This is a genomic window from Microbacterium sp., assembly GCF_047607465.1.
Lineage (GTDB): Bacteria > Actinomycetota > Actinomycetes > Actinomycetales > Microbacteriaceae > Microbacterium.
The window spans coordinates 63,264-87,374 of record NZ_JASGCY010000033.1; the positions used below are offsets into that span (position 1 = coordinate 63,264).

Below are 24,111 nucleotides of genomic sequence, written 5' to 3' on the forward strand. Positions count from 1 at the left end.
AACGCGCAGGCGAAACGTCAGAACTGCACGCGCGGGGGCGCCGAGACGGCGCCGCTGTCGGCCACCTCGAAGAACTCCCGCTCGGTGAAGCCGAGACCCCGCGCGAACATGTTGTTGGGGAACACCTTGATCTTGGTGTTGAAGTCGCGCACACCGCCGTTGTAGAGCCGGCGCGCCGCCTGCACCTTGTCCTCAGTGTCGACGAAGGCGTGCTGCAGCTGGAGGAAGTTGTGGCTGGCCTGGAGCTGCGGATACGCCTCGGCGACCGCGAAGAGACTGCGCAGCGCCTGCTGCAGGTGCCCCTCGGCGATGCCTGCGGCTCCGGGGCCTGCGGCCGACAGCGTCTCGGCGCGCGCACGGGTGACGTTCTCGAAGACCGCCTTCTCGTGCGCGGCGTAGCCCTTCACCGTCTCGATGAGGTTGGGGATGAGATCTGCTCTGCGCGTGAGCTGAACGGTGATGCCGCTCCATGCCTCATCGACGCGGACGTTGAGCTGCACCAGCGAGTTGTACGTCGCCCAGAGATAGATTCCGATGAGCACAACCAGAGCGACGACGATCAGTACCGGCACGAGCCATTCCATCAGTGCCCCCCTTCCTCGTGTTTCCCCCCATCCTAACGACGCTGTCTGCGCGTGGACTGGGTGCGCGGTCCGTCAGGGGCCGAGGACGCGCCCGAGATAGCGGTTCGCGAAGCGGCGTTCCGGGTCGAGGCGGTCGCGCAGCGCAAGGAAGTCGTCGAAACGGGGATAGCGCTCGCGCAGCTGGCTCGCGCTCAGCGTGTGCAGCTTGCCCCAGTGCGGCCGCCCTCCGTGCTCGAACATGATCCGCTCCACGGCCTCGAAGTACGGCGTCGGATCGGCGCGCCAGTACCGGTGCACCGCGATGTACCCGCTCTCCCGGCCGTAGGCGGTGGAGAGCCAGCGGTCGTCCTGCCGGGCGAAGCGCACCTCGATGGGGAACTCGATGCGCCAGCCACGTTCGGCGATCAGCTGCTGCACCGCGCGGAACGCGGGGACGACGTTCTCGACCGGCAACGCGTACTCCATCTCGCGGAAGCGCACCGTGCGGCTCTGCGTGAGCACGCGGTGCGAGAGATCGGTGTAGGCGCGGTCGCCCGTGAGCTTCACGGCGAGCCTGCTGAACGGCGGAGTGATCGCGGGCGCCGCCTGCGCCGCCGCGCACACCACCCGGTAGACGCCGTTCGACAGGAGCGTCTCGTCGATCCACTTGCCCACCACAGGCAGCGGCTCGCGCCTGGTCGACTCCGGCAGTCTGGTCTGTGTCTTGGTCAGGGCGACGTCGGTGTGCGGGAACCAGTAGAACTCGAAGTGATCGGATGCCGCGACCCGCTCGTCGAGCGTGGCCAGCACGTCGTCGAGGGGCGCCGGCTCATCGACGGCACGCATGACGAACGCCGGCACGCACTGCAGGGTGACCTCGACGATGATGCCGAGCGCTCCGAGACCGACGGCCACCGCCGGGAGGAGATCGGCGTCGTGCTCGTCATCGATGCGCAGGAACTCCCCGGCGGCGGTGATCATCGTGAGGCCGACGACCTGCGTGGCGAGGCCGCCGAAGCCTGCCCCTGTGCCGTGCGTGCCGGTCGAGATCGCTCCGGAGATCGACTGGCGGTCGATGTCGCCGAGGTTCTGCATCGCCAGACCGTAGGGCGCCAGCAGCGCGGGGATCCGGTGCAGCCGGGTGCCGGCGAGCAGCGTGACGCGCCCGGTGCCGGCATCCGCCGAGACGAGCCCCTGCAGATCGTCGAGCTCCAGCAGAACGCCGGGCGCGACGGCGATACCGGTGAAACTGTGCCCTGCACCGACCGCCTTGATCGCGAGCCCCTGCGACGCAGCCGCCTGCACGGCGCGCTGCACGCCCTCGGGAGTGCGCGGCCGTTCCACCCTGACCGGCTTGACCGATGCCGAACGCGCCCAGTTCTGCCAGGTCCCGCCGATTCTCGTCACAGGAACGCCTTTCCTTCGCCGCGATACGTGGGCAGCTCGTCGATGACCTCATCGCCCGAGACGAGATGGTAGCGCTCGACCCGCTCGGCGGGTTCGCCGCTCTTGGCATGACGGAACCAGACGCGGTCTCCGATGCCGAGGCGCTCCGCGGCGGCTCCCTGCAGCGGCGTCTGCACCTCGCCGGCGGCCTCCCTCGGGAGGGTGGCGAGGCCCGGTGGCCACACCGGCGCCGGCTGACGCGACGCGACGGCGGGTCCCGACGCGATCCATCCGCCGCCGAGGACGGTGACGATGTCGGATGCCGGGCGGCGCACGACGTCGAACGCGAAGGCTGCGGCAGGAGCCGGGCGGAAGGAGCGGTAGCCGTCGAAGAGATGACCGCCCAGCAGACCGCTGCCGGCGCTGGCCTCGGTGAGCGACGGATCGGATCCGCTGAACTCCAGCGATCCGGTGCCGCCGCCGTTGATGAACTCGAGCGGCGCGACACGGGTGACGGCTTCGACGATGGCGGCACGGCGTGCGAGCAGCTCGTGGCGAGATCTCGCCTGCACCGCGCGGATCAACGGGGCGTCGGCGCCGGCGTTGTCGCCCTGGCCGGCGATCTGCGCATCGTACATCTGCAGTCCGACCAGGCGGAATCCATCGCGTCGGACGATCGCGCGTGCGAAGCCGGCGACCTCCGCAGACGTGAAAAGGCCGGATCGGCGCACGCCGATGTGGCCGAGAAGCGGCGACCGCAGCGACGCGTCGACATCGATGGCGACGCGGATCTCGGGGCGCGAGGAGGGACCGGCGACGCTGTCGACGATGTCGAGGTGGGCGGGATCGTCCACCATGAGCGTAATGCGTCGAGCGGCCTCCTCATCGGCGAACAGCCGCTCCAGGCCCTCGCGGTCGACCGTCGGGTACCCGAGCAAGATGTCGTCGTGGTCGGCCGCCAGCCACAGCGCCTCATCGAGCGTGAACGCGAGGATGCCGCGGAACCCCGGCAGCGCGAGCACCGCGTCGAGCACCGCCCGCACCCGCACCGACTTCGACGCCACCCGGATCGGCAGTCCGCCCGCGCGCACGAGCAGGTCTAAGACGTTGTGCCGCAGCGCCTCCCGATCGATCACGGCGACCGGTGCCGGCAGGTGCCCGGTCGCAGCGGACAACCGGGGCCAGTACCGGCCCGGGTCGTGCCACTCGGGGGCGACGGCGGCGGGCCTCAGTTCTTCGGTGAGGTCGAGCACTCCCCCACACTACGACCTCCGTGGATCCGATGTCGCCTCGGGCGGAACCGGGTCGCAACCGGCATCCGCTTGTAGGCTGACAGCGATGCCCCCGTAGCCCAATGGCAGAGGCAGGCGACTTAAAATCGCTTCAGTCTGGGTTCGAGTCCCAGCGGGGGCACGGTATGCACCTGTTCAGAAGGTCGTTCTCAGTGCGTCGGACCGGGTAGTTCTGACCCAATTCGCTATTTACTCGCTGCTTTCGACCCAGGCGGCACCCGGCAAGTAAGTCGCGACGGCCTTCCGGAGCGTCCTCGAGGTGATCGCCGCACAGGGTGTGCCCGCTAGTGCCGCCCACCAGTTCCGACCGGGGCCGTTTCTTCGTTCCAGGCTGGATAATCGACGCATGTATGGCGAACGTGTCGCGCGCTGGGAGCGTATGGTGGAGTGGCCTCTCATGGGTGCGGCGGTCGCCTTCCTCCTCGCCTATGCGGTTCAGATTCTGGTGAGGCCGGACGGGATCGTCGCGACGACCTGTGAGCTGCTGCTCTGTGTCACCTGGGTCCTGTTCGCCGTCGACTACGTCGTCCGACTGGCGGTCGCGGAGAGCCGTCGGCAGTGGTTCTACCGGCACCTGCTCGACCTCGCGATTGTTGTACTCCCGATGCTCCGGCCGCTCCGGTTGATGCGGTTCCTCACGATCATCGCGCTCATCCAGCGCGGGGCTGGCACGATGCTCCGTGGGAAGGTCGTCGTCTACACAGTCGGTGCGACCGTCATGATGATCTTCCTCGCTGCGCTTGCCGTCCTCGACGCGGAGCAGGGGGCCGACGGCAGCATCCAGACCTTCGGGGACGCCCTTTGGAGGGCGTTCGTGACGATCACCACCGTGGGATACGGCGACCTCTCGCCGGTCACGCCGACGGGGCGCGTTGTGGCCGCGGGTCTGATGATCGGCGGAATCGCGCTGATCGGTGTCGTGACAGCGACACTGGCCTCGTGGATCGTCGACAAGGTGTCGGTCGAGTCGGAGTCCACGGCCGCGGCGACAGAGGCCCAGGTGAAGGCGCTGCACGCCGAGGTCATCGGGCTGCGGGAGCAGATCGCGGAGCTTTCGAGTCCCAGCGGGGGCACTCAGCGCTCGTCGGGGCCCGGATCGAGGGTGCCGAGGAGCGCCGTGACCGCACCCAGCGATCGCGGGATCAGCCGGTAGTACGCCCAGGTCCCCCGCTGCGAACGCGAGAGGAATCCCGCGTCGACGAGGATGCGCAGATGGTGGGACACGGTGGACTGCTGCAGCCCGAGCGGGGCGGTGAGGTCGCACACGCAGGCCTCGCCATCGACGTGCGCGGCCACCATCGAGAGGATCCGCAGGCGTGCGGGGTCGGCCAGCGCCTTCAGCACGGCCGCGAACTGCGCGGCCGACTCCGCCCCGATCGGCTCCCCGGCCATCGGCGAACAGCAGGCGGCGAGGTCGCGCACGGGGATCAGCGTCGGCGAGGTCATGCGTCTATGATCGCATATATTGACAGATATCGATGCATGGGTGAAGCTTGCATCGATGAACATCGATACATTCTCCGCAGACGCCACCTCCGCCACCCGCGTGGTGCTGTTGTTCGTCTGCGTGCACAATGCCGGCAGATCCCAGATGGCCGCGGGCTTCGCCCGCGCGCTCGGCACTGACCGGGTGGAGGTGCGCTCCGGCGGCTCCGAGCCGGCTGAGCGGGTGAACCCGGCCGCGGTGGCCGTGATGGCGGAGAAGGGCATCGACATCCGTGCCGCCGTGCCACAGCCGCTCGACGGCGTGAGCGATGCCGACGTCGTCATCACGATGGGATGCGGCGACGCCTGCCCGGTGCTTCCCGGAAGACGCTACGAGGACTGGGAACTGCCCGACCCGGCCGGACGCGACATCGACTTCGTGCGCGGAGTGCGCGACGAGATCGAACGCCGGGTCCGCGCCCTCCTCGACGACCTCATCGACAGGGAGGAGGTGGATCATGTGTGAGAGCTCGGAGAGCTGCTGCGACGGTGTGCCCTGCTGCTGACGGCATCCGGCCGCGTCCCGACGACGAACGCCCCGGCTCCGGAAGGAGTCGGGGCGTTCGTAGGAGGACGTCACTTGGTGGCGGCGGCTCCGGCCTTGGCGGCGTCGGGCTCGGCATCCGCCTTCTTCGGCGCGATCGTCGCGACCGGGGGCGTCTGCGCGGGCGCCGCCGGACGCGGACGCGCGGCGAACTCCTCGAAGACGTAGCGAGGGCTCTGGACCGTCTCGAGGTTCACGAGGTCGCGACCGAGCCAGAGGTTGTGCCACCAGCCCCACAGCACGCGCCACTTGCGCTCCCACGTCGGCATCGCGAGGCCGTGGTACCCGCGGTGGGCGACCCAGGCGACGAAGCCCTTGAGCGCGAGGCCGCCGGACTGGAAGACGCCGTTGTAGAGGCCGAGGCCGGCCACGGCGCCGAGGTTCTTGTGGAAGTACTCCTTGGGCTGCTCCCCACGCAGCACAGCGACGAGGTTCTTCGCCAGGAGCTTGGCCTGACGCACCGCATGCTGGGCGTTGGGCACGCACATGCCGCCCACGCCGCCGCCGGTGAGGTCGGGGACGGCCGAGACGTCGCCGGCGGCCCATGCACCTTCGACGAACTCCTCGGCGGTGCCGACGCGGAGGTCGGCGCGCGTCTGGATGCGACCGCGCTCCTCGACGGGCAGGTCGCCGCCGCGCACCACGGTCGGGTTCGCCATGACACCGGCGGTCCAGACGATGAGGTCGGTCGGGATGACCTCGCCAGTGGAGAGCTCGACGTTGCCGTCGACCGCACCGGTGACCTGGGTGTCGAGGTGCACGTTGGCGCCGCGCTTGGCGAGATCCTTGAGGACCCACTCGCTCGTGGGCAGCGACACCTCGGGCATGATGCGGCCCATGGCCTCGATGAGGTGGAAGTGGGTGTCGTCGAAGTTCAGCTGCGGGTACTTGGACAGCAGCGACGAGGCGAGCGAGCGCAGCTCGGCGAACACCTCGATGCCGGCGAACCCGCCGCCGACGACGACGACGGTGAGCAGACGGTCACGCACGGGGCCGGCCGGAACCGATGCGGCCTTGTCGAAGTTCGACATCAGGCGGTCGCGGATCGCCACGGCCTCCTCGATCGTCTTCAGGCCGATCGCGTTGTCGGCGATGCCCGGGATCGGGAACGTGCGCGAGACGGCGCCGGCGGTGACCACGATCTGGTCGTACGTGAACTCATACGGCTCGCCGATCGGCGGCGTGATGGTGGCGACCTTGTTCGCGTGATCGATGCCGGTCACCTTGGCGGTGATGACGTTGGTCCGCTTGAGGTGACGACGGTGCGCGACGACCGAATGACGTGCCTCGATGGATCCTGCAGCGACCTCGGGGAGGAACGGCTGGTACGTCATGTAGGGCAGCGGGTCGACCATCGTCACCTGGGCTTCGCCCCGGCGAAGGTGCTTCTCGAGCTTCCACGCCGTGTAGAAGCCTGCGTAGCCTCCACCGACGATCAGAATCTTGGGCACAGTGCTGTTCTGAGGCACAGGGTGACAACTCCTCGGAGTCAGGAATTCGGCGTGCGAAAGCGCGCCGATCGGATGCGCCGGGCAGCTGCAGTGACGCCAAGCGCTATCAGGATACCAGGGACGGTGAGCGCGATGAGCGGGAGGGTGCCGTACCGCAGCGAATCGGCGCTCGGCAGCCAAGGCGAACCGGGTTTGCTGGGCGCATCGGCGGCCGGCAGCGGCGGCACGGCGACCGGCGCGGATGTCGGCACCGGCTCGGGCTCGGTCGACGCGCGGCGGAACAGACGCACCCACTCGGCGAGATCTCCCATCGGGTTCTTGTCGACCGTCGGGACGTCGTCGGACACGGCCGCTGCGGCATCGAGCAGTCCGTACCCGTACAGCACGTCGGGCACCGAGGTCATGTCCGCCGTGGGGACCGCGGTCCTGATGAGGCGGTTGATGACGTTGGCCGCGTCCAGATCGGGGTGCGCCGCACGCACGAGGGCCGCTGCCCCCGCCACGATCGGCGCGGCCCCGCTGGTGCCGTCCCACAGCGCCAGCGTGCCGTCGGCCGACATGCCGATGAGTCCCTCGCTCGGCGCCGACACCCCGATCGTGATGCCCTGGGTGGAGGCCTCCAGACTCGCTGATCCCGTCTGGTCGACCCCGCCGACGGTGAGCACCCCCGGGATCGTCGCCGGGGCGCCGACGATGTTCGTGCCGCTGCCCCTGTTGCCCGCGGCGACGATGACGACCACGTCGTGCTCGAACGCATAGAGGAACGCCTCGTCCCAGCTCTCGTCCCAGTCCAGCGTGTTCGTCGTGAACGACAGGTTGATGATGTCGGCGCCATGGTCGACCGCCCAGCGCATGCCCTCGGCGATCTGCTCGGTGAAGGGGACGGATGCCGCGGCGCCGAAGCCGACCGATACCGACAGCAGCTTCGCCTCGGGCGCCACGCCGATCATGCCCCGGCCGTCGGAGTTGCCGCGACCGGCGGCGAGGGAGGCCACCCAGGATCCGTGGTTGCCGTCGACCGCGCCGACGGGCGTGCGCCCGTCGGCGGTGCCGCTGCCGGAGACGTCAGTGCCGTCGACGACGGCGCCGTCGAAGATGCCTGGCACCTTCGCGATGCCGGTGTCGATTACCGCGATCGTCACGCCCTCGCCCCGTGTGGTGCGCCAGGCGTCGCGGATGCCGGCGGCGTCGAGCCAGTACTCGCTGGCCCTGACCGGGTCGACCGACTCATCGGGGTCCGGCGAAGGCGCCGCGGTGGCCCCGACGAGCAGGAGGGATGCCGCGACCGTCGCCGCGGCGACGGCCCCGCGCAGCATCCGCGCCCCGTTCATTCGGAAGGGGCCTCGCGCAGCGCCGCCCCCGGGTCCTCGCAGCGGCAGACGTCCGGCGACCACGTCGAGCGGGCCAGCGCTTCGTCGCCGATCGGGTTCACCCCGGGTCCGGCCGCCAGCGCGTGTCCGGCGAGCGCGTGCAGGCACTTCACCCGCATGGGCATCCCACCCGCCGAGATGCCCTCGATCTCGGCGACCTCGCCGTACTGCGAACGGTCGGCGAGATAGGCCTCGTGCGCGGCGCGGTAGCCAGCGGCCACCGTCTCGTCGTGTTCGAGGAGCGCGGCGAGCTCCGGCATCACCTGTGTGGCCTCCAGGGTCGACATCGCAGCCGTGGCGGCGGGGTGGGAGAGGTAGTAGAAGGTCGGGAACGGCGTGCCGTCGGGCAGCCGCGGCGCCGTGGCGACCACGGTCGGGTTGCCGCACGCGCATCGCGCGGCGATCCCGACGACCCCGCGCACCGTGCGTCCGAGCTGCGCGGAGAGCACGGCGAGCTCGGCAGGAGTGGGCGCGGCGAAAGGGGGCGTGGTCACCCCACCAGCGTACGGGAGGTCGCCTGGAGGATGCTCGGAGCGGGCCCGTTCGGGCGCGTCACTGCGCGGGGACGGCGTTCTGGCTGAGACCTGCCGCGGTGAGCGAGCGCAGCAGCTGCGGCATCCAGTCGGCCGGGCGCTCCTCGAGGGCGTCGCTGACCGGCTTCTGCTCCTGCGGGAGCGCTGCGGGGTCGAGGTCGTCGTCGATAAGGTAGACGACCTCGCCGGGTTTGACGTAGTAGAGCCGCTCACGCGCCTGCGTGGTGATGTACGCCGGGTCCGCCCAGCGCTCGCGATCGCGCTCGAGCGCGGCGATCTCGTTCTCGGAGACCTGGATCGACGACTCGAGGGCGGCGATCTTCTGGCGCTGGTCGATGAAGGTGCCCAGCGTCGGCACGAGCACCCAGGCCCCGAGGATCACCAGCGAGAGCATGATGGCCGAGAACGCCGACAGGCGGATGCCGGAGGCCCATTCGCGCACGTCCACCCCGGCCTCCGCGGGCTGCTGCGCTCCCCGGCTCCGCGGCGCTTTCGGGGCCGGCGCGCCGGCGCGAGGAGCGCGGGGAGACGGAGAAGGGGGAGCCGGACGTCTCGCCATGGCTCCCCCTCCCTCTCAGACCTGTGCGCGGTTCAGGCGCCGAAGCGCGGGAACGCCGAGCGGCCCGCGAAGACCGCGGCGTCGCCGAGCTTCTCCTCGATGCGCAGAAGCTGATTGTACTTCGCGACGCGCTCGGAACGGGCAGGCGCACCCGTCTTGATCTGCCCAGCGTTCGTCGCCACGGCGAGGTCGGCGATCGTGGTGTCCTCGGTCTCGCCGGAGCGGTGCGAGAGCATCGCCGTGTAGCCGGAGCGCTGCGCGAGGCTGACCGCGTCGAAGGTCTCGGTGAGCGTGCCGATCTGGTTCACCTTGACCAGCAGCGAGTTGGCGACACCGCGCTGGATGCCGTCGGCGAGGCGCTGCGGGTTGGTGACGAACAGGTCGTCGCCGACGAGCTGGACCTTCGAGCCCAGGGCGTCGGTGAGGAGCTTCCAGTTGTCCCAGTCGTCCTCGGCGAGCGCGTCCTCGATCGTGACGATCGGGAAGTCCGCGACGAGGCCCTGGTAGTACTCGATGAGCTCGGGGCCGCTCCAGTCCTTGCCATCGAGGCGGTAGACGCCGTCGGTGAAGAACTCGGTGGCGGCGACATCGAGGCCGAGCGCGATGTCGGTGCCCGGGGTGAAGCCGGCCTTCTCGATCGCCTTGATGAGGAACTCGAGCCCCTCGCGGTTGCTGGGGAGGTCGGGCGCGAAGCCGCCCTCGTCGCCGAGGCCGGTCGCGTAACCGGCGGCCTTGAGCTCGCTGCGGAGCACGTGGTAGGTCTCCACGCCCCAGCGCAGCGACTCGGAGTAGGTCTCCGCGCCGATCGGGGCGAGGAAGAACTCCTGCATGTCGATGCCGTTGTCGGCGTGCTCGCCGCCGTTGATGACGTTGAAAAGCGGAACGGGCAGCAGATGCGCGTTCGGTCCGCCCAGGTAGCGGAACAGCGGCAGGTCGGCCGAGTCGGCTGCGGCCTTCGCGACGGCGAGGCTCACACCGAGGATGGCGTTGGCGCCGGTGCGCGACTTGTTCTCGGTGCCGTCGGTCTCGTTGAGGATCTCGTCGACGATGCGCTGCTCGCTGGCCTCGACGCCCTCGATCGCGGGGCCGAGCTCGTCGATGACGGCCTCGACCGCCTTGAGGACGCCCTTGCCCCCGTAGCGGCTCTTGTCGCCGTCGCGCAGCTCGTACGCCTCAAACGCACCGGTGGACGCGCCGGAGGGGACGGCCGCGCGCTGGACGACACCGTCGTCAAGGAGCACCTCCACCTCGACGGTCGGATTTCCACGCGAGTCGAGAATCTCGCGTGCGCCTACAGCCTCGATGAGTGCCACAGATGTGCTCCTTGCTCAGAGAACGGGGGATGGTGGAGCGGCGTCGATCCGCGCCCAGTCTAGCCCGTCACGCCGACGCGATTCAGAGAGCGCAGACCTCAGACGACCAGCGCGATGGCGATGCCGTCCCACCCCTTGACGCCGACCGTCTGCAGGGCGGTGGCGTCGAAGCGGGGGTCCTCTCCCAGCATCCGCAGCGCGTCGCGGGTGCCGACGACTTTCGGGTCGTCCGCGTCGTCTCTGACGATCTCGCCCTCCCGGCCGATGTTGTCGAGCACGACGAGGGTGCCGGAGCGTCCGAGCCGGGCGGCCCAGTCGAGGTAGATCGTGTTCGACTCCTTGTCGGCGTCGATGAAGACGAGGTCGAACCCGCCGACGAGCGTCGGGAGCACATCGACGGCACGCCCGATGCGGATCTCGACCCGCTCCCCCACACCGGCGGCATCGATGCTCGCGCGCGCCACGGCCGCGTTGCCCGCCTCGGCCTCCACCGTGACCACGTGCCCGTCCTCGCCGACGGCGCGGGCGAGCCAGATCGTCGAGTACCCGCCGAGCGTGCCGATCTCGAGCACGCGGCGCGCCCCGCTCGCGCGCACGAGCAGGTCGAGCAACTTGCCCGCGACGGGTGCGACCTCGATCTCCGGCATCCCGGCGGCGCGCTGCGCCTCCAACGCCGCCTCGAGGGCCCCGTCATGACCGACGAGCGTGTCGGCGAGATAGGCGTCGGCAGCGACCCAGGCCGCGCGGGTGGGTTCCATGGGATCAGCCAACCCCGCCGGGAACCGCCGGTCAAGAGCGAGCGGATGCCGCGTGCGGCGCCTTCCGTGGGGCGAGCCGCAACGGCGGGGAGACGAGCCGGGCCACGCAGAAGGAGAGCACGAGGCGGACGGCGGGACAGTACACGCTCCGAGCGCCCGCCATCGGCTCCACAGCGGGGGCGGTCACGGCATCCGTCCTGCTCATCGGTTCTCCCCACCTGTCTCGCTCCGGCGCAGCGTCTCCAGAACCGCCGCCGCCTCGGCGGCGCCGTCGACAGTGATGACGAACGCCTTTCCGACATGCGTCACCTGCAGCGCCTCACCGCGCCGCATGACGACGCCGCGGCGTCCGTCGAGACCGATGCGCCAGCCCCAGCCACCGAACTCCCCGAACGGATCGACCCGCGTGATCTCGACCTTCTCGATCGCTCCGAGCGGGATGCGCGTGCTCGGCCACCCCATCATCGAGCGCACGTGCAGGCCGCGCGCGCTGATCCGCACCCGGAACGCGAAGCCGAAGGCGAGGACGCCGACGAGCAGCACGAGCGTGAGGAGCATGATCCACGCCGTCGCCGACGGTCCCTCGCCTGGCTCCCCGGCGGCGAAGGACAGCACCGTGGCGATCGCGGCGACCGCGAGACCGGCGCCCAGAACGATGCGCCCGGCGCGGGCCATCGAGACGCTGCCGAACCAGGCCGCGCGCTCGGTCGCCGAGATGGCGACGGAGGTGGCGGATGCCGCCGGCGCGGGCGCGGTGCGGACGCCTGGCTGCGCGAACCAGCCGATGAGGCCGAGCACGACCATGCTCACGAGACCGGCCGCGAGCCAGCCGCCGATGTCGGCAGCGTCCGCCGCGTCGGAGAGCCCCCGCTGCAGGTCGGTGGTGCCGATCGCGAGGAGGCTGATCAGTCCTCCGACGCCGAGGTTCGTCGCGCCGAGTCCGCGGCCGACAGCCGACCACTGGGGCCGGCCTGCATCCGCTCCCCCCGACGATCCGCCCGACGCGCGCGACGAGAGGAGCGCGATCGCGGCCAGCAGCAGCACCACACCCACGCCGATCAGCGGGTTGAGCAGGAGCGTCCAGCGCGGGGCGAACCCGTCGGCGCCGCCCTCGCCCCAGTGGGTCGCCGCGGGGTCGGGCACCTCGGGCAGCCACAGCGCCACGACGAGCATGGAGACCGCCAGCATCGCGATCGGGATGATCAGGCCGACCCGCACGAAGGCGGTTCGCGCACGGCGGACGTCGTCGTTCATCGTTCTCCTCCTCGGAGTGCGGGGTCCTCGATCAGCGCGGCCAGCGCCGGGGCGGGAACGCCCAGCGTCTCGGCGCGGGCGATGAGGGAGCGGATGTCGTCGCGCAGCTCGCCGAGGGCCGCGGCGGCGGGCGACACGACGGCGCCGCGACCGCGGCGGAGGTCGACGAGCCCCTCATCGCGCAGCAGCCGGTAGGCGTGCAGCACGGTGTGCACGTTGATGTCGAGGGCGTCGGCCACATCGCGCGCCGGAGGCAGGCGATCGCCGACGCGCACGACGCCGGCGGCGATGTCGGCGCGCACGGAGGAGGCGACCTGCTCGAAGATCGGACGCGGGCTCTCCCCGTCGATGCGGATCAGCATAGGCCCACTTCACTCAATAGTTCTAGTGTAACTAGCCTTTTTGTGCCGAGCCTCCGAACGACTCCGTGAGACGCGGCACGACCGCGCAGACTGGTGCGATGCGCATCACTCCCCGTCGTCTCGCCCTGGGCATGAGCCTGTGGATCCCCAACTTCTTCAGCGGCATCCGCGTGCGCCGCTTCAGCGACGACTGGACGCACGCCACGGTCGAGATGCACGTCAACGTGTTCACCCGCAACTACGTGAAGACCGCCTTCGGCGGCTCGATGTCGGCGATGACGGATCCGTACTTCTTCATGCTCGTGATGCACCAGCTCGGTCGCGACTACGTGGTGTGGGACACCCGCGGCGAGATCGAGTTCGTCAAGCCCGGACGCGGCGTGCTCACCGCCGAGTTCGAGGTGTCACGCGAGCGGGTCGCGGAAATCCGGGCGAAGGCCGCCGGAGGCGCGAAGGTGCTCGAATGGTTCGACTGCGTCATCACCGACCGCGACGGCGACGTCGTCGCCCGCGTGCGGCGTGAGGTCTACGTGCGCGAGAAGAAGCGCGTCACCACTGCCCGAGCCTGACCCCCGCTCCCCCGCCCCCGCTCCTTCCCCGCCCCCTTTCCGCCGGCGCCCCATCTGAGCGCGGCTCCCTCCTGCGCGCGGCTCGTTCCGCCCTCCTTCTGTCGGCGCCCCATCTGAGCGTCCACGCCCCACCTGAGCGACGTCGGTGCGGTGGGGCGTCGACGGGCAGATGGGGCGTCGGCGGATGCTGGGACGGGGCGCGGGGGGATGCTGGGGTCAGGGCTGCGAGGTGCGGTAGGACGATGGCGTGAACCCCAGGACCGCCCGGAAGTCACGGGTGAGGTGCGCGTGGTCGGCGTAGCCGAGGTCGGCGGCGAGAGCGGCGAGATCGATGCGTGCGTCCTCCCGGAGCGCCTCGGCGGCCTCCTGCAGACGTCGCCGACGGATCATCGCCGCGGGCGACACTCCCACGTACCGGTGCGCCATCCGCTGCAGCGTGCGTGTCGAGACGGCGAGCCGCGTCGCGGCCTCGTCCGGTGTGCTCGCAGCGCCCGCGCCCAGGAGCACGTCGACGAGCGCGTTCGCCTGTCGCGCTGCCTCATCGACGCGGCCCACGCGGTCGATCAGCCAGTCGGCGAAGCGCGCCGCCGCGCGCACCCGATCCCCTGCGGCCATGGCGTCAGCGACCTCGTCCCGCAGCCTCGGCTCGTCGAGCACGATCTCGCGGTCGACGAGTGCGGCCGGGGCCGGCGTGAGTGCGGCGACGGCGGCCGGTCGCAGCATCGCCCCGACGGCCCATCCCGTTCCGCGCAGCTCGCGGTGCGATATCCGCGTCGTGGCGCCGGACAGGGTGACGGCATCGCGCTCGACCACGAGGTTCAGCGCGGGGTAGGCCACGATGTCCTGGCGCGAGACGGCGCCGCCCGGCAGCGACCACTCGGGGATCCAGAACCACGCGACCAGATCCGACGCCGCCCCCGCTGGCAGGCGGTGGAACTGCGGCAGCCGTTGCGGATAGAGCACGCCGCGCGCGGAATCGACCATGCATGAAGCGTAGATCGTCGCGGAAGTTCAAGCCGTCGGCATCCGCTCCTTTCTAGCCTGGACGCATGACGGACATCCACACCACGAACGGCCGCCCGAACACGGCGACCTCGCTCACCCCTTTCCTCGCGATCGCCCGCGCACGAGAGGCCATCGACTTCTACCGCGACGTGTTCGGCGCGCGCGTCGTCGACGTCACGGAGTTCGGCGGCGTCGTCGGCCACGCCGACCTCGACTTCGGGCTCGGCCGGCTGCAGCTGGGCGAGCCCAGTCCCGAGTACCACCTCGTACCGGCGCCGGAGGGCGACGACGACTGCTACTCGATGGGCTTGTACGTGCCCGACGTCGACGCCGTGGTCGCGAAAGCCGTCGAGGCCGGAGCCGTCGTGCGCGAGGGGCCGTCGTGCGCGAGGGGCCGTCGGACTTCGTCTCCGGCGACCGCTACGCGAGCATCCGCGACCCGTTCGGCGTGCGATGGTCGGTGATGACGCGCGTCGAGGACCTCTCAGACGAGGAGAGCGCCCGACGCGTCGCCGAGTGGGCCGCCTCCTTCGGCGACTGAGCGCGCAAGCGCCCTGCGCACCGCAGGCAGCAGCGCCTCGGCCGTGCGCCGGTAACCGAGAGGGCTCGGATGGAAGCGGTCGAGGCTGAACATCGCCTCGGGCTCGTCGAAGAACATCGGACCGACCGCGCGGCGCAGATCCACGGCCTCGGCGCCTGCACGCGTGGCCGTCTCCGCCTGCACTTCGGCGAGGCGACGGGACAGGCTCGGGGCCAGGCGGCGCAGGGGCTGCGGCACCGCCCTGAGCGCACCGAGGTCCGGACAGGTCCCGACCACGACCTCGGCGCCGCGAGCGCGCAGGCGCACGATCGCTGCACCGAGGTGCTCGGCCGAGACGGATGCCGGCAGGCGATGGGTGACATCGTTCCCACCGACGACGATGACGGTGACATCCGGGCGGAGTTCGGGGGCGAGCGCGTCGATCTGGGTGCCGAGGCCGGGCGACTCCGACCCCACGACCGCGGCGGTGGTGAGGCGCACCGATCGCCCCTCGGACCCGGCGAGTCCCTTCGCCAACCGGGCGCCGAGGGTCTGCTTGCGCGTCTCGGCGCCGAGGCCAGCAGCCAGCGAGTCGCCGAGCAGGAGCAGCTCGATCGGCGGACCTGCGAGCCGGCGCCGCCACAGCCGGTCGGCGTCGAGCGACTCCTCGCCCAGAGGCTTGCCGATGCGTCGGCGGGCGATCGCCGCCTGCGTGTTCAGCAGCAGGCGGATGCCGGCGGTCGCGAAAACCAACCCGAGGACGATGCGGGCGAGGAGTCGGACGCGTCTCACGTCACGATTCGCCCCCGAGGCGATGAACGCCCGGTGAACGCGGGCCCCAGCACATCTCGTCGCGCGGCTCTTCTCCGCTTGCGCTGCTCTTCTCATCGTCGCGCTGCTCTTCTCCGCGCGGCTCTTCTCATCGTCGCGCTGCTCTTCTCCGCGCGGCTCTTCTCGTCGTCGCGCGGCTCTTCCCGTCGTCGCGCTGCTCATCTCCGCTCGCGCTGCAGGAAAAACAGCAGCGCGAGGAGAGAACAGCAGCGCGACCCACAGAAGAGCAGCGCGACCCCGCAGAACAGCAGCGCGACCCCGCAGAACAGCAGCGCGACGCGCAGAACAGCAGCGCGACGCGCAGAACAGCAGCGCGACGCGCAGAACAGCAACGCGAGGCGCCCGGCGGGGGTCAGCTCAGCGGTTTGAGCTCCACCTCGGAGGCGCCGGCCGCGACGATCGCGAACGCCGTGTAGCCGTCGGCGGCAGAGCGCTCGAGCAGCGCCTTGAGGTTCTTCGTGCGGCGCTCGAGCCTGACCCGGGCGCCGGTCGCGACCAGGCGCGACTTGTGTCCGATGAGCTCGGCGACCGGCACATCGGCGTCGTGGATCAGCACGACGGCCTGGGCCACGGCATCCGTCCCGAGCGCGACGAGGTCGACGAGGCGCTCGAAGCCGAGCGAGAACCCGACGGCCGGCACCTGCTGGCCGAGGAAGCGCCCGATCATGCCGTCATACCGGCCGCCGCCGCCGAGCGAGTAGTCGACCGAGGGGTGCGCGAGCTCCATGATCGTGCCGGTGTAGTAGCCCATCCCCCGCACGAGGAACGGGTCGAAGACGAGGGCATCGGATGCCGAGGCGGAAGCTCCGCGCGAGGCGGCAACCGCCGCGCCGATGCCCACGAGGTGCGCGACGATGTCGTTCGGCGCGTTCTCGGGCAGCGCCTTGCGGATCTGTCTCTCGCCGAACGGGTTGTATTCCATGGTCTGCGGGCGACGCAGGAACGCTTCGAAAGCGTCGACAGCAGAGCCCGCCGCGCCGCGCTCGCGCAGTTCCGCGGCCACGCCGTCCGGTCCGATCTTGTCGAGCTTGTCGATCGTGATGAGCACGCCCGGGCGCTCGGCCTCGGCGAAGCCGAAGCTGTCGAGCATCCAGTCCAGCGCACGGCGGTCGTTGATGCGCACGGTCACACCCTCGAGCCCGAGCGCGGCGAGCGCGTCGAGGGAGGCGATCATGAGCTCGGCCTCTGCCCGCGCCGAGTCGTCGCCGATGATGTCGATGTCGCACTGCACGAACTGGCGGTAGCGCCCCTTCTGCGGGCGCTCGGCCCTCCACACCGGACCGATCTGGATGGCGCGGAAGACGCCGGGCAGTTGAGCGCGGTTGCTCGCGTAGAAGCGGGCCAGCGGCACGGTGAGGTCGTAGCGCAGGCCGAGGTCGGCGAGGGCGGCCGGGTCTGCGGCGGCCTCGCGGATTGCCTCGGCGTCGAGTCCGCGGCGCAGCACGTTGTACGCGAGCTTCTCGTTGTCGCCGCCGATGCCGGCGTGCAGGCGCGAGTACTCCTCGAGCGCCGGCGTCTCGATCTCGTCGAAGCCATGCGCGCGGTAGCGCTCGCGGATGACGGAGAGGACGCGCTCTCGACGCGTCTTGTCGGCGGGCAGGATGTCGCGCATGCCACGGGGCGGGTTCACAGTAGCCACCCGTCCATCATTCCAGGTCGCAGCTCAGGCCTCCGTCGGCGGGCACATCGGCATCCGCATCCGCATCCGCATCCTGCAGGGGATTCACGATCATGCAGGGGTCACGAACCCCGGACCTCCCTGCACAACGGCGACAGTCCTGCATGTCGCAGATTCCGGCGCGGCGCCCGGCTCAGTCACCGGCCTCGGCCGCGCGCACCTCCTCGTCCAGCGCGCGCAGCCGCTCGCGCAGGGCGCGCTCCGCATCCCAGCCGTTCGACCGCGCCCGAGCGACGAGGGCGAGCAGAGCCTCGCCAAGCTCGGATTCGGATGCCGGGGCGGAAGGCTCCGTCGCGGCCTCCTCCACCCGCGACCGCGGAACACGCCCGAGCATCTTCTGCGCGAGAGCGAGGGCCGGCATGCCGCGCGGGATCCCGTCGAGGGCGCTGCGGCGCGTGCGCTTCTCCGCGGCCTTCGCGGCGTTCCAGTGCACGAGCACTTCCTCGGGGGTGTTCGCCACCGCATCCGCAAAGACGTGCGGATGCCGTCGCACCATCTTCTCGGTGAGACCCCTGGCGACGTCGTCGATGTCGAAGGGGGCGTCCGCGTCTTCCGCGGCGATCGCGGAGTGGAACAGCACCTGCCAGAGCAGATCGCCCAGCTCCTCGCGGAGATCGTCGCGCGAACCCTGCTCGACGGCGTCGATCACCTCGTGCGACTCCTCGATGAGGTACGGCACGAGGTCGCGATGAGTGATCCGCTGCGACCAGACGCACCTCTCGCGGACGGCCCGCATGGTCTCCACGGCTTCGCGCAGCGGATCGTTCGGTGTCATGTCGCCTCCTGCCTTCGAGCTCATGATGTCGCAGCCGTCCGCCGATACGACCGCGCCCGCAACGAGACGATGGCCGCGGACAGGCCGAGCGCGATGAGCGAGCCGACCAGAACGCCGAGGATCGCCTGGTCGCGGATGGCCGGGTCGCCGGCGAAGGCGAGGTTGGCGAGCAGCAGCGACACCGTGAAGCCGATCCCGCCGAGCGCGCCAGCGGCGAGGATGTCGGCGAACGGCAGCGCTGGCGCCGATCCCGGCAGGCGGATCCGCATCGCGATCCAGCCGAAGACGGAGATGCCGATGATCTTGCCCACCGGCAGCGCGAGGGCGATGCCCCAGAACGCGGAGGACAGCTCCGAGGGAGAGACCGTCGGGATCACGACGAACGCGGCTGCGAAGGCGAACAGCGGCAGGATCACGCCGTTGACGGCGGGCTCCAGCGCATGGCGCACACGGGAGGCCGGCACCGGGGCCATCACGAGGCCCAGCAGCACGCCGGCGATGGTCGCGTGGATTCCGGAGACGGCGACGAGCGCCCAGGTCGCGACGCCGACGAGCACCATCAGCACAGCGACGATCGGATGGCCGGTGCGATGCAGCATCCGGCCGAGCAGCCAGAACACGGCCGTGCCGACGAGCGCGAGTCCGAAGAGCAGCCACTGCACGTCGTGGGCGAACAGCACGGCGATGAAGACGATGCCGATGATGTCGTCGAGGATCGCCAGCGCCAGCAGGAACACCCGCACGGCCGACGGGAGTCCGCGGCCGAACACGGCCAGCACACCGAGCGCGAAGGCGATGTCGGTGGCGGTGGGGATCGGCCAGCCGGCCGCCGTCTCTCCGGGCACTGAGCCCGACGAAGGGCCGGCGATCAGCAGATAGACCCCGATCGGCACGAGCACACCGCCCGCCGCCGCGATCGCCGGCTGCACCGCCTTGCGCACCGAGTCCAGTTCGCCGTGGGTGAGCTCGTGCCGCAGCTCGATGGCGACGACGAGGAAGAACACCGCGAGCAGCCCGTCGGAGATCCAGTGGGCCACCGAGAGGTCGAGCCAGGCGCCCACAGCGAGATGGGCGTGGAGCACACCCGCGATCGCGTCGTGGGTGGGAAGGTTCGCCAGCAGCAGCCCGAGACCCGCAGCGACGAGCAGGAGGACGGCCGGGATCTGCTGTCCTCGAAGATGCTTCACCGTCACACGCATCCGTCCAGCCTAGGCGCGGTCGAGGACACCAGGACCGGTGCAGGCGATCCGATCGCGCTCATGAGCCGCCGGGAGCGCGCAGACGGCCACCGCGCGGTTCGACGCCGTGCGACGGCCATCCCTGGTCCGTGGCGGTTCTAGGCGATCTCGCCGGCGGCGACGGCCTCGGCGAGCATGTGCACCCGCGGAAGGTGGTGCGCGGTGTAGAAATCGGCGAGTCGGATGCGCTCGGCATCACCGTCGGCGGCGAGCGCGGCGAGCGCGTGCACCCAGCCGCCGGCCAGCGTGCCGATGAGGGTGAGGTACGGCACGCTCGCGGCGTACGCGTCGCGCGTCTGCCCGAAGCCGACCAGCGCGGCGGTCGCGGCACGGGCCGCCGCCACCGCGCGCTCGAGCCGCTCGCGGATGCGGGCGGCATCCGTGCCGTCGAGGGCCGCGGCGGTCTCGTCGATCTGCTGGAACAGCCCCTCGGCCACCGCCCCGGAGTCGCGGATCACCTTGCGCCCGATGAGGTCGTTCGCCTGGATCGCCGTCGTGCCCTCGTAGATCGGCATGATGCGCGCATCGCGGTAGTGCTGCGCGATGCCGGTCTCCTCGATGAAGCCCATGCCGCCGTGCACCTGGATCGCGTCGCTCGTGATCGACAGGGCTTCCTCGGTCGCCCAGCCCTTGAGCACCGGCACGAGGAACTCGGCGAGCGGTCCGGTGCCGTCGACCTCTGCGCGGTCGAAGCAGTCGCCGAGCAGCACGCCGAGTCCGCGCATGGCGAACACGCGGCTGCGCATCGAAAGGAGCAGCCGACGCACGTCCGGGTGCTCGGCGATCGGGGTGCCCTCCGGCCGGTCGAGCACGCCGCCCTGCACGCGCTGCGCGGCGTACGCCTCGGCCTGCTGGTAGGCGCGGTCGGAGATGCCGGTCGCCTGGAAGCCCATGCCCGCCCGCGCGGAGTTCATCATCACGAACATGCCGGCGAGCCCTCCGCCGACCTCGCCGACGAGCCAGCCGGTCGCATCCTCGAAGCCGAGCACGCAGGTGGGGCTCGCGTGGATGCCGAGCTTGTGCTCGAGGGCGATCGTGGTGACGCCGTTGCGATCGCCGAGCGAGCCGTCGGCGCCGACGAGGTGCTTGGGCACGACGAACAGCGACAGGCCCTTCGCACCCGCGGGAGCGTCGGGGGTGCGGGCGAGCACGAGGTGCACGATGTTCTCTGCGATGTCGTGGTCGCCCCAGGTGATGAAGATCTTCTGTCCGCTGATGCCCCACGAGCCGTCGGCGCGCGGCGTGGCCGTCGTGCGGATCGCACCGAGGTCGCTGCCGGCGCCGGGCTCGGTGAGGTTCATGGTCCCTGTCCACTCGCCCGAGACCAGCCGGGTGAGGTAGGTCTGGCGGATCTCCTCGGACGCGGCGGCGTCGAGCGCGTGGATCTGTCCTGCCGAGAGCAGCCAGCACAGGGCGAAGGCGGCGTTGGAGGCGTTCCAGATCTCACCGAGTCCGGCGCGGATCGACTCGGGCAGCCCGTCGCCGCCCGCCGACTCGGGCGCCTCGGCGGTCACCCAGCCGGCGGCGACGAACTGGCGATACGCGTCGGCGAACCCCTCGGGCAGATGCACCTGGCCGTCGACGAGGCGCGCGCCGACGCGGTCGCCGACGCCCTCCAGCGGTGCGAGCACGCCGGCGGCGAACTCACCTGCTCCCTCGATGATGCCGACGGCATCCTCTGCGGTGAACGCGCCTCCCGTCGCGCGGGCCACGAGATCGAGCCCGAAGGCGCGGCCGTACAGGAAGGCGTAGTCGTCGACGGGCGGGGTGTAGGCGTTCTCGGCCATGGTGATTCCTCGATTCGTGAAACTGGGTGTCACTATACCTGCGACTGCGTTCCAATAAAAGAGGCTGCCCCGATGACGTGCACCGTCATCCGGGCGCACGTCCCGCTCCAGTGCGGCTACTCTCGAACCGTGACCCCCCCACACTCCTTCATCGAGCCAACGAACACTGAAGCGATCCTCGTGATCGGGCGCTTCGAAGCCGGTCAGGGCATTCCCGAAGCGATGCGCTCGGATGTCCGGATGCTCGGAGCCCTGCTCGGCCAGGTGCTGCGCGAAGCCGGCGGCGACGACCTGTTCGCCGACGTCGAGCGTCTGCGCCTCGCGACCATCCAGGCCTATGAGGATGCCGGTTCCGACGCCTTCGCGCGGGCAGTGGCCATCGCCGAATCGTTCTCGATCTCCCGGGCCGATGAGGTGGCGAGGGCCTTCACCTGCTACTTCCACCTCGTCAACCTCGCCGAGGAGCACCAGCGGGTGCGCGTCCTGCGTGAGCGCGCCGGGCAACCAGGACGTGAGAACGCCGCCGACACTGTCGCCACCGCCTACGCGCGACTCACGACAGAGGTGGGCGAGGACGAAGCGCGTCGCAGGCTCGAAGGGCTGCGCTTCCACCCCGTCTTCACCGCCCACCCCACAGAGGCACGTCGGCGTGCGGTGTCCAGCAGCATCCGCCGTCTGTCCGAGCTGCTCACACAGCACGACGCCGCAAGCGACGGTGGCGCCGAAGAGCACCGCGCCCGTCGCCGGATGCTCGAGGAGATCGACACCCTGTGGCGCACCGCTCCGCTGCGCGCCCAGAAGCCCACGCCGACCGACGAAGTGCGCACCGTCATGAGCGTCTTCGACGAGACGCTGTTCACGACGGTCCCGCACGTGTACCGCCGCATCGACGACGCTCTGCGAGGCGAGGAGTCCGGAGCGAGCGCGCCGATCGTTCCCGCGTTCGTTCGCATCGGCTCGTGGGTCGGCGGAGATCGAGACGGCAACCCCTTCGTGACCGCATCCGTCACCCGCGAGGCGTCGCAGATCGCCTCGGATCACGTGCTGCGCGGTCTCGAACGAGCCATCGACCGCATCGGACGCACGCTCACCTTGGACGCGCACGGTACGCCGCCGAGCGCCGAGGTGACCGCGATCTGGGAGCGCTTCGCCGCCACGAACACGGCCGCGGCATCCGAGCTCGCCACCCGCTCCCCCGACGAGCCGCACCGCCGAGTGATGCTCGTGCTCGCTCACCGCATCGCGGCAACGCGGCGCGGCGACGACGACCGTTTCGCCAGCCCTGACGAGCTTCTGGCCGACCTGCGCGCACTGCAGGCGTCGCTGGCCTCGGCCGGGGCGCGTCGGCACGCCTTCGGCGGCGTGCAGCACCTCATCTGGCAGGTGGAGACCTACGGATTCCACCTGACCGAGCTCGAAGTCCGCCAGCATTCACAGGTTCACGCGAAAGCCCTCGCCGAGCTCGAAGGCGGCGGTGACCTCAGCGCGCAGACCGAGGAGGTGCTCGAGGTCTTCCGCGCGATCGCGGACATCCAGCGCGACCGGGGCCTGCGCGCCGCAGGCCGCTACGTCGTCTCGTTCACCCAGTCGGCATCCGACCTCGCCGCCGTGCACCGGCTCGCGAAGCACGCCCTCGGTGACGATGCGCCGGTGCTCGACGTGGTTCCGCTGTTCGAGACCTTCGCCGATCTGCAAGCCGCACCGGGCATCCTCGCCGAGGCGGTGACCTTCCCCGAGTTCCAGTCGCGCCTGGCCGAGACCGGCGGCAAGCTCGAAGTCATGCTCGGCTATTCCGACTCCTCAAAGGACGTCGGCCCGGTCGCCGCCAACCTCGCGCTGTACGAAGCGCAGGAGAAGATCGCCCTCTGGGCGAAGGAGTCGGGCATCGAGCTGACGCTGTTCCATGGACGCGGCGGCGCTCTCGGACGCGGCGGCGGCCCCGCGAACTCGGCGATCCTCGCGCAGCCGCCGTACTCGGTCGACGGACGCTTCAAGCTCACCGAGCAGGGCGAGGTCATCTTCGCCCGCTACGGCGAACCCGCGATCGCGATGCGCCACATCGACCAGGTAGCGGCAGCCACCCTTCTCGCATCGTCGCCGACGGTCGAAGAGCGCATCAGCGAGGCGGCGAGACGGTTCGCCGACATCGCCGCGACATTGGATGCCGCCTCACGGGAACGCTTCTTCTCCCTGGTCAAGGCCGAGGGCTTCGCCCCCTGGTTCGCGACCGTGACACCGCTCGAAGAGATCGGTCTGCTGGCCCTCGGCTCCCGCCCGGCGCGCCGAGGACTGTCCGTGGAGTCGCTGGAGGACCTCCGCGCGATCCCGTGGGTGTTCGCCTGGACTCAGGCGCGGATCAACCTGGCGGGCTGGTTCGGCCTGGGCTCCGCCCTGGATGCGGTGGGCGACGAGGAGCGTCTCGCAGAGGCCTATCGCGACTGGCCGTTGCTGCGCACGATGATCGACAACGTCGCCATGAGCCTCGCCAAGACCGATGAGCGCATCGCCCGTCAGTACCTCGAACTCGGTGATCGTGACGATCTCGCCGAGCTCGTGCTCGACGAGCTGCGACTGACCCGCGAGTGGGTGATCCGACTCACGGGCGGCGAGCGTCTGCTCGAGAACAAGCCCGTGCTGCAGCGTGCCGTGCAGCTGCGCACACCCTACGTCGATGCGCTCTCGCTGCTGCAGCTGCGGGCGCTGCGCGCCCTGCGCACGGAGGCGAGCGGCTCCGGAAGCGAGGACGAGCAGCGGCGCCTGCTGCTGCTCTCGGTCAGCGGCGTCGCCGCGGGCCTGCAGAACACCGGGTGACGCCGGCACCTCCTACGGCGAGAAACC

General features: G+C 70.6%; 23 protein-coding genes, 1 tRNA gene and 1 pseudogene. 6 read left to right on the forward strand and 19 right to left on the reverse strand.

Going from position 1 to position 24,111, the window contains the following annotated elements; translation table 11 throughout:
* Positions 1-17: 17 nt before the first annotated feature.
* The 3 genes from QM568_RS04395 to QM568_RS04405 form a co-directional block, all read right to left on the reverse strand.
* Positions 18-584 carry a LemA family protein gene (locus QM568_RS04395; RefSeq protein WP_415136191.1) on the reverse strand — a complete coding sequence of 189 codons (567 nt, stop codon included), beginning with the start codon at positions 582-584 and terminating at the stop codon, positions 18-20.
* A gap of 72 nt (positions 585-656) precedes the next feature.
* Positions 657-1,970 carry a D-arabinono-1,4-lactone oxidase gene (locus QM568_RS04400; RefSeq protein WP_415136193.1) on the reverse strand — a complete coding sequence of 438 codons (1,314 nt, stop codon included), beginning with the start codon at positions 1,968-1,970 and terminating at the stop codon, positions 657-659.
* Positions 1,967-3,202 carry an alanine racemase gene (locus QM568_RS04405; RefSeq protein WP_415136195.1) on the reverse strand — a complete coding sequence of 412 codons (1,236 nt, stop codon included), beginning with the start codon at positions 3,200-3,202 and terminating at the stop codon, positions 1,967-1,969. The genes QM568_RS04400 and QM568_RS04405 overlap by 4 nt, the downstream gene beginning before the upstream one ends.
* An 87-nt stretch (positions 3,203-3,289) precedes the next feature.
* Between QM568_RS04405 and QM568_RS04410 the strand changes: the two genes are divergently transcribed.
* Both QM568_RS04410 and QM568_RS04415 read left to right on the forward strand, forming a co-directional pair.
* A tRNA-Leu gene (locus QM568_RS04410) sits at positions 3,290-3,362 on the forward strand.
* Positions 3,363-3,500: 138 nt separating this feature from the next.
* Positions 3,501-4,394, forward strand: coding sequence for a potassium channel family protein (locus tag QM568_RS04415; protein ID WP_415136197.1), 894 nt, complete (start codon positions 3,501-3,503; stop codon positions 4,392-4,394).
* Here QM568_RS04415 and QM568_RS04420 read toward each other — a convergent pair.
* The gene (locus tag QM568_RS04420) at positions 4,316-4,687 is read right to left on the reverse strand and encodes a metalloregulator ArsR/SmtB family transcription factor (protein ID WP_415136199.1); all 372 of its coding nucleotides are present in this window, start codon (positions 4,685-4,687) and stop codon (positions 4,316-4,318) included. The two genes, QM568_RS04415 and QM568_RS04420, sit on opposite strands and share 79 nt — an antisense overlap.
* Positions 4,688-4,742: 55 nt before the next feature.
* On the opposite strand from QM568_RS04420, the gene QM568_RS04425 reads away from it, so the two are divergent.
* Positions 4,743-5,192 (forward strand): arsenate reductase ArsC, encoded by a 450-nt coding sequence (locus QM568_RS04425; protein ID WP_415136201.1) that lies wholly within the window; start codon positions 4,743-4,745, stop codon positions 5,190-5,192.
* Positions 5,193-5,302: 110 nt separating this feature from the next.
* Here the strand turns inward: QM568_RS04425 and QM568_RS04430 are convergent, their stop codons facing one another.
* The 9 genes from QM568_RS04430 to QM568_RS04470 all read right to left on the reverse strand — a co-directional run bounded on the left by QM568_RS04430 (position 5,303) and on the right by QM568_RS04470 (position 12,870).
* Positions 5,303-6,721, reverse strand: a complete 1,419-nt coding sequence (locus tag QM568_RS04430) for an NAD(P)/FAD-dependent oxidoreductase (protein ID WP_415136203.1) — start codon at positions 6,719-6,721, stop codon at positions 5,303-5,305.
* A 38-nt stretch (positions 6,722-6,759) separates the two neighbouring features.
* Positions 6,760-8,052, reverse strand: a complete 1,293-nt coding sequence (locus QM568_RS04435) for a S8 family serine peptidase (protein ID WP_415136205.1) — start codon at positions 8,050-8,052, stop codon at positions 6,760-6,762.
* A complete protein-coding gene (locus QM568_RS04440; protein ID WP_415136207.1) occupies positions 8,049-8,585 on the reverse strand; it encodes a DUF501 domain-containing protein in 537 nt (178 codons plus the stop codon). Before QM568_RS04440 ends, QM568_RS04435 begins: the two co-directional genes overlap by 4 nt.
* A 58-nt stretch (positions 8,586-8,643) precedes the next feature.
* Entirely contained in the window at positions 8,644-9,072 is a 429-nt protein-coding gene (locus tag QM568_RS04445; protein WP_415136208.1) for an FtsB family cell division protein, read from the reverse strand.
* A 143-nt stretch (positions 9,073-9,215) separates the two neighbouring features.
* Complete coding sequence (gene eno, locus QM568_RS04450; protein ID WP_415136210.1) at positions 9,216-10,496, reverse strand: phosphopyruvate hydratase; 1,281 nt, start codon at positions 10,494-10,496, stop codon at positions 9,216-9,218.
* 98 nt (positions 10,497-10,594) lie between these two features.
* On the reverse strand, positions 10,595-11,254 hold the full coding sequence (locus tag QM568_RS04455; protein ID WP_415136212.1) for an O-methyltransferase: 660 nt from the start codon (positions 11,252-11,254) through the stop codon (positions 10,595-10,597).
* Between the two features lie 31 nt (positions 11,255-11,285).
* The gene (locus QM568_RS04460) at positions 11,286-11,459 is read right to left on the reverse strand and encodes a hypothetical protein (protein ID WP_415136214.1); all 174 of its coding nucleotides are present in this window, start codon (positions 11,457-11,459) and stop codon (positions 11,286-11,288) included.
* Positions 11,456-12,508: a DUF1648 domain-containing protein gene (locus QM568_RS04465; RefSeq protein ID WP_415136216.1), complete on the reverse strand. Its 1,053-nt coding sequence runs from the start codon at positions 12,506-12,508 to the stop codon at positions 11,456-11,458. Before QM568_RS04465 ends, QM568_RS04460 begins: the two co-directional genes overlap by 4 nt.
* Positions 12,505-12,870, reverse strand: a complete 366-nt coding sequence (locus QM568_RS04470) for a GntR family transcriptional regulator (protein ID WP_415136218.1) — start codon at positions 12,868-12,870, stop codon at positions 12,505-12,507. Before QM568_RS04470 ends, QM568_RS04465 begins: the two co-directional genes overlap by 4 nt.
* Positions 12,871-12,968: 98 nt before the next feature.
* On the opposite strand from QM568_RS04470, the gene QM568_RS04475 reads away from it, so the two are divergent.
* Positions 12,969-13,439 (forward strand): PaaI family thioesterase, encoded by a 471-nt coding sequence (locus QM568_RS04475; protein WP_415136220.1) that lies wholly within the window; start codon positions 12,969-12,971, stop codon positions 13,437-13,439.
* Between the two features lie 216 nt (positions 13,440-13,655).
* Here the strand turns inward: QM568_RS04475 and QM568_RS04480 are convergent, their stop codons facing one another.
* Positions 13,656-14,423, reverse strand: a complete 768-nt coding sequence (locus tag QM568_RS04480) for a helix-turn-helix domain-containing protein (protein ID WP_415136222.1) — start codon at positions 14,421-14,423, stop codon at positions 13,656-13,658.
* Between the two features lie 65 nt (positions 14,424-14,488).
* Here QM568_RS04480 and QM568_RS04485 point away from each other — a divergent pair.
* A pseudogene (locus QM568_RS04485) lies at positions 14,489-14,985 on the forward strand (VOC family protein).
* On the opposite strand, the gene QM568_RS04490 reads toward QM568_RS04485, so the two are convergent.
* The 5 genes from QM568_RS04490 to QM568_RS04510 all read right to left on the reverse strand — a co-directional run bounded on the left by QM568_RS04490 (position 14,929) and on the right by QM568_RS04510 (position 21,273).
* Positions 14,929-15,756: an SGNH/GDSL hydrolase family protein gene (locus QM568_RS04490; protein WP_415136224.1), complete on the reverse strand. Its 828-nt coding sequence runs from the start codon at positions 15,754-15,756 to the stop codon at positions 14,929-14,931. The pseudogene QM568_RS04485 and the gene QM568_RS04490 sit on opposite strands and share 57 nt — an antisense overlap.
* 391 nt (positions 15,757-16,147) lie before the next feature.
* Complete coding sequence (locus QM568_RS04495; RefSeq protein ID WP_415136304.1) at positions 16,148-17,407, reverse strand: histidine--tRNA ligase; 1,260 nt, start codon at positions 17,405-17,407, stop codon at positions 16,148-16,150.
* A gap of 199 nt (positions 17,408-17,606) precedes the next feature.
* Positions 17,607-18,248, reverse strand: coding sequence for a MazG family protein (locus QM568_RS04500; RefSeq protein WP_415136226.1), 642 nt, complete (start codon positions 18,246-18,248; stop codon positions 17,607-17,609).
* Positions 18,249-18,268: 20 nt separating this feature from the next.
* Positions 18,269-19,447, reverse strand: coding sequence for a Na+/H+ antiporter NhaA (nhaA, locus tag QM568_RS04505; protein WP_415136228.1), 1,179 nt, complete (start codon positions 19,445-19,447; stop codon positions 18,269-18,271).
* A 137-nt stretch (positions 19,448-19,584) separates the two neighbouring features.
* Positions 19,585-21,273: an acyl-CoA dehydrogenase gene (locus QM568_RS04510; protein WP_415136230.1), complete on the reverse strand. Its 1,689-nt coding sequence runs from the start codon at positions 21,271-21,273 to the stop codon at positions 19,585-19,587.
* Between the two features lie 129 nt (positions 21,274-21,402).
* On the opposite strand from QM568_RS04510, the gene QM568_RS04515 reads away from it, so the two are divergent.
* Positions 21,403-24,084: a phosphoenolpyruvate carboxylase gene (locus QM568_RS04515; RefSeq protein ID WP_415136232.1), complete on the forward strand. Its 2,682-nt coding sequence runs from the start codon at positions 21,403-21,405 to the stop codon at positions 24,082-24,084.
* Positions 24,085-24,111 lie beyond the last annotated feature (27 nt).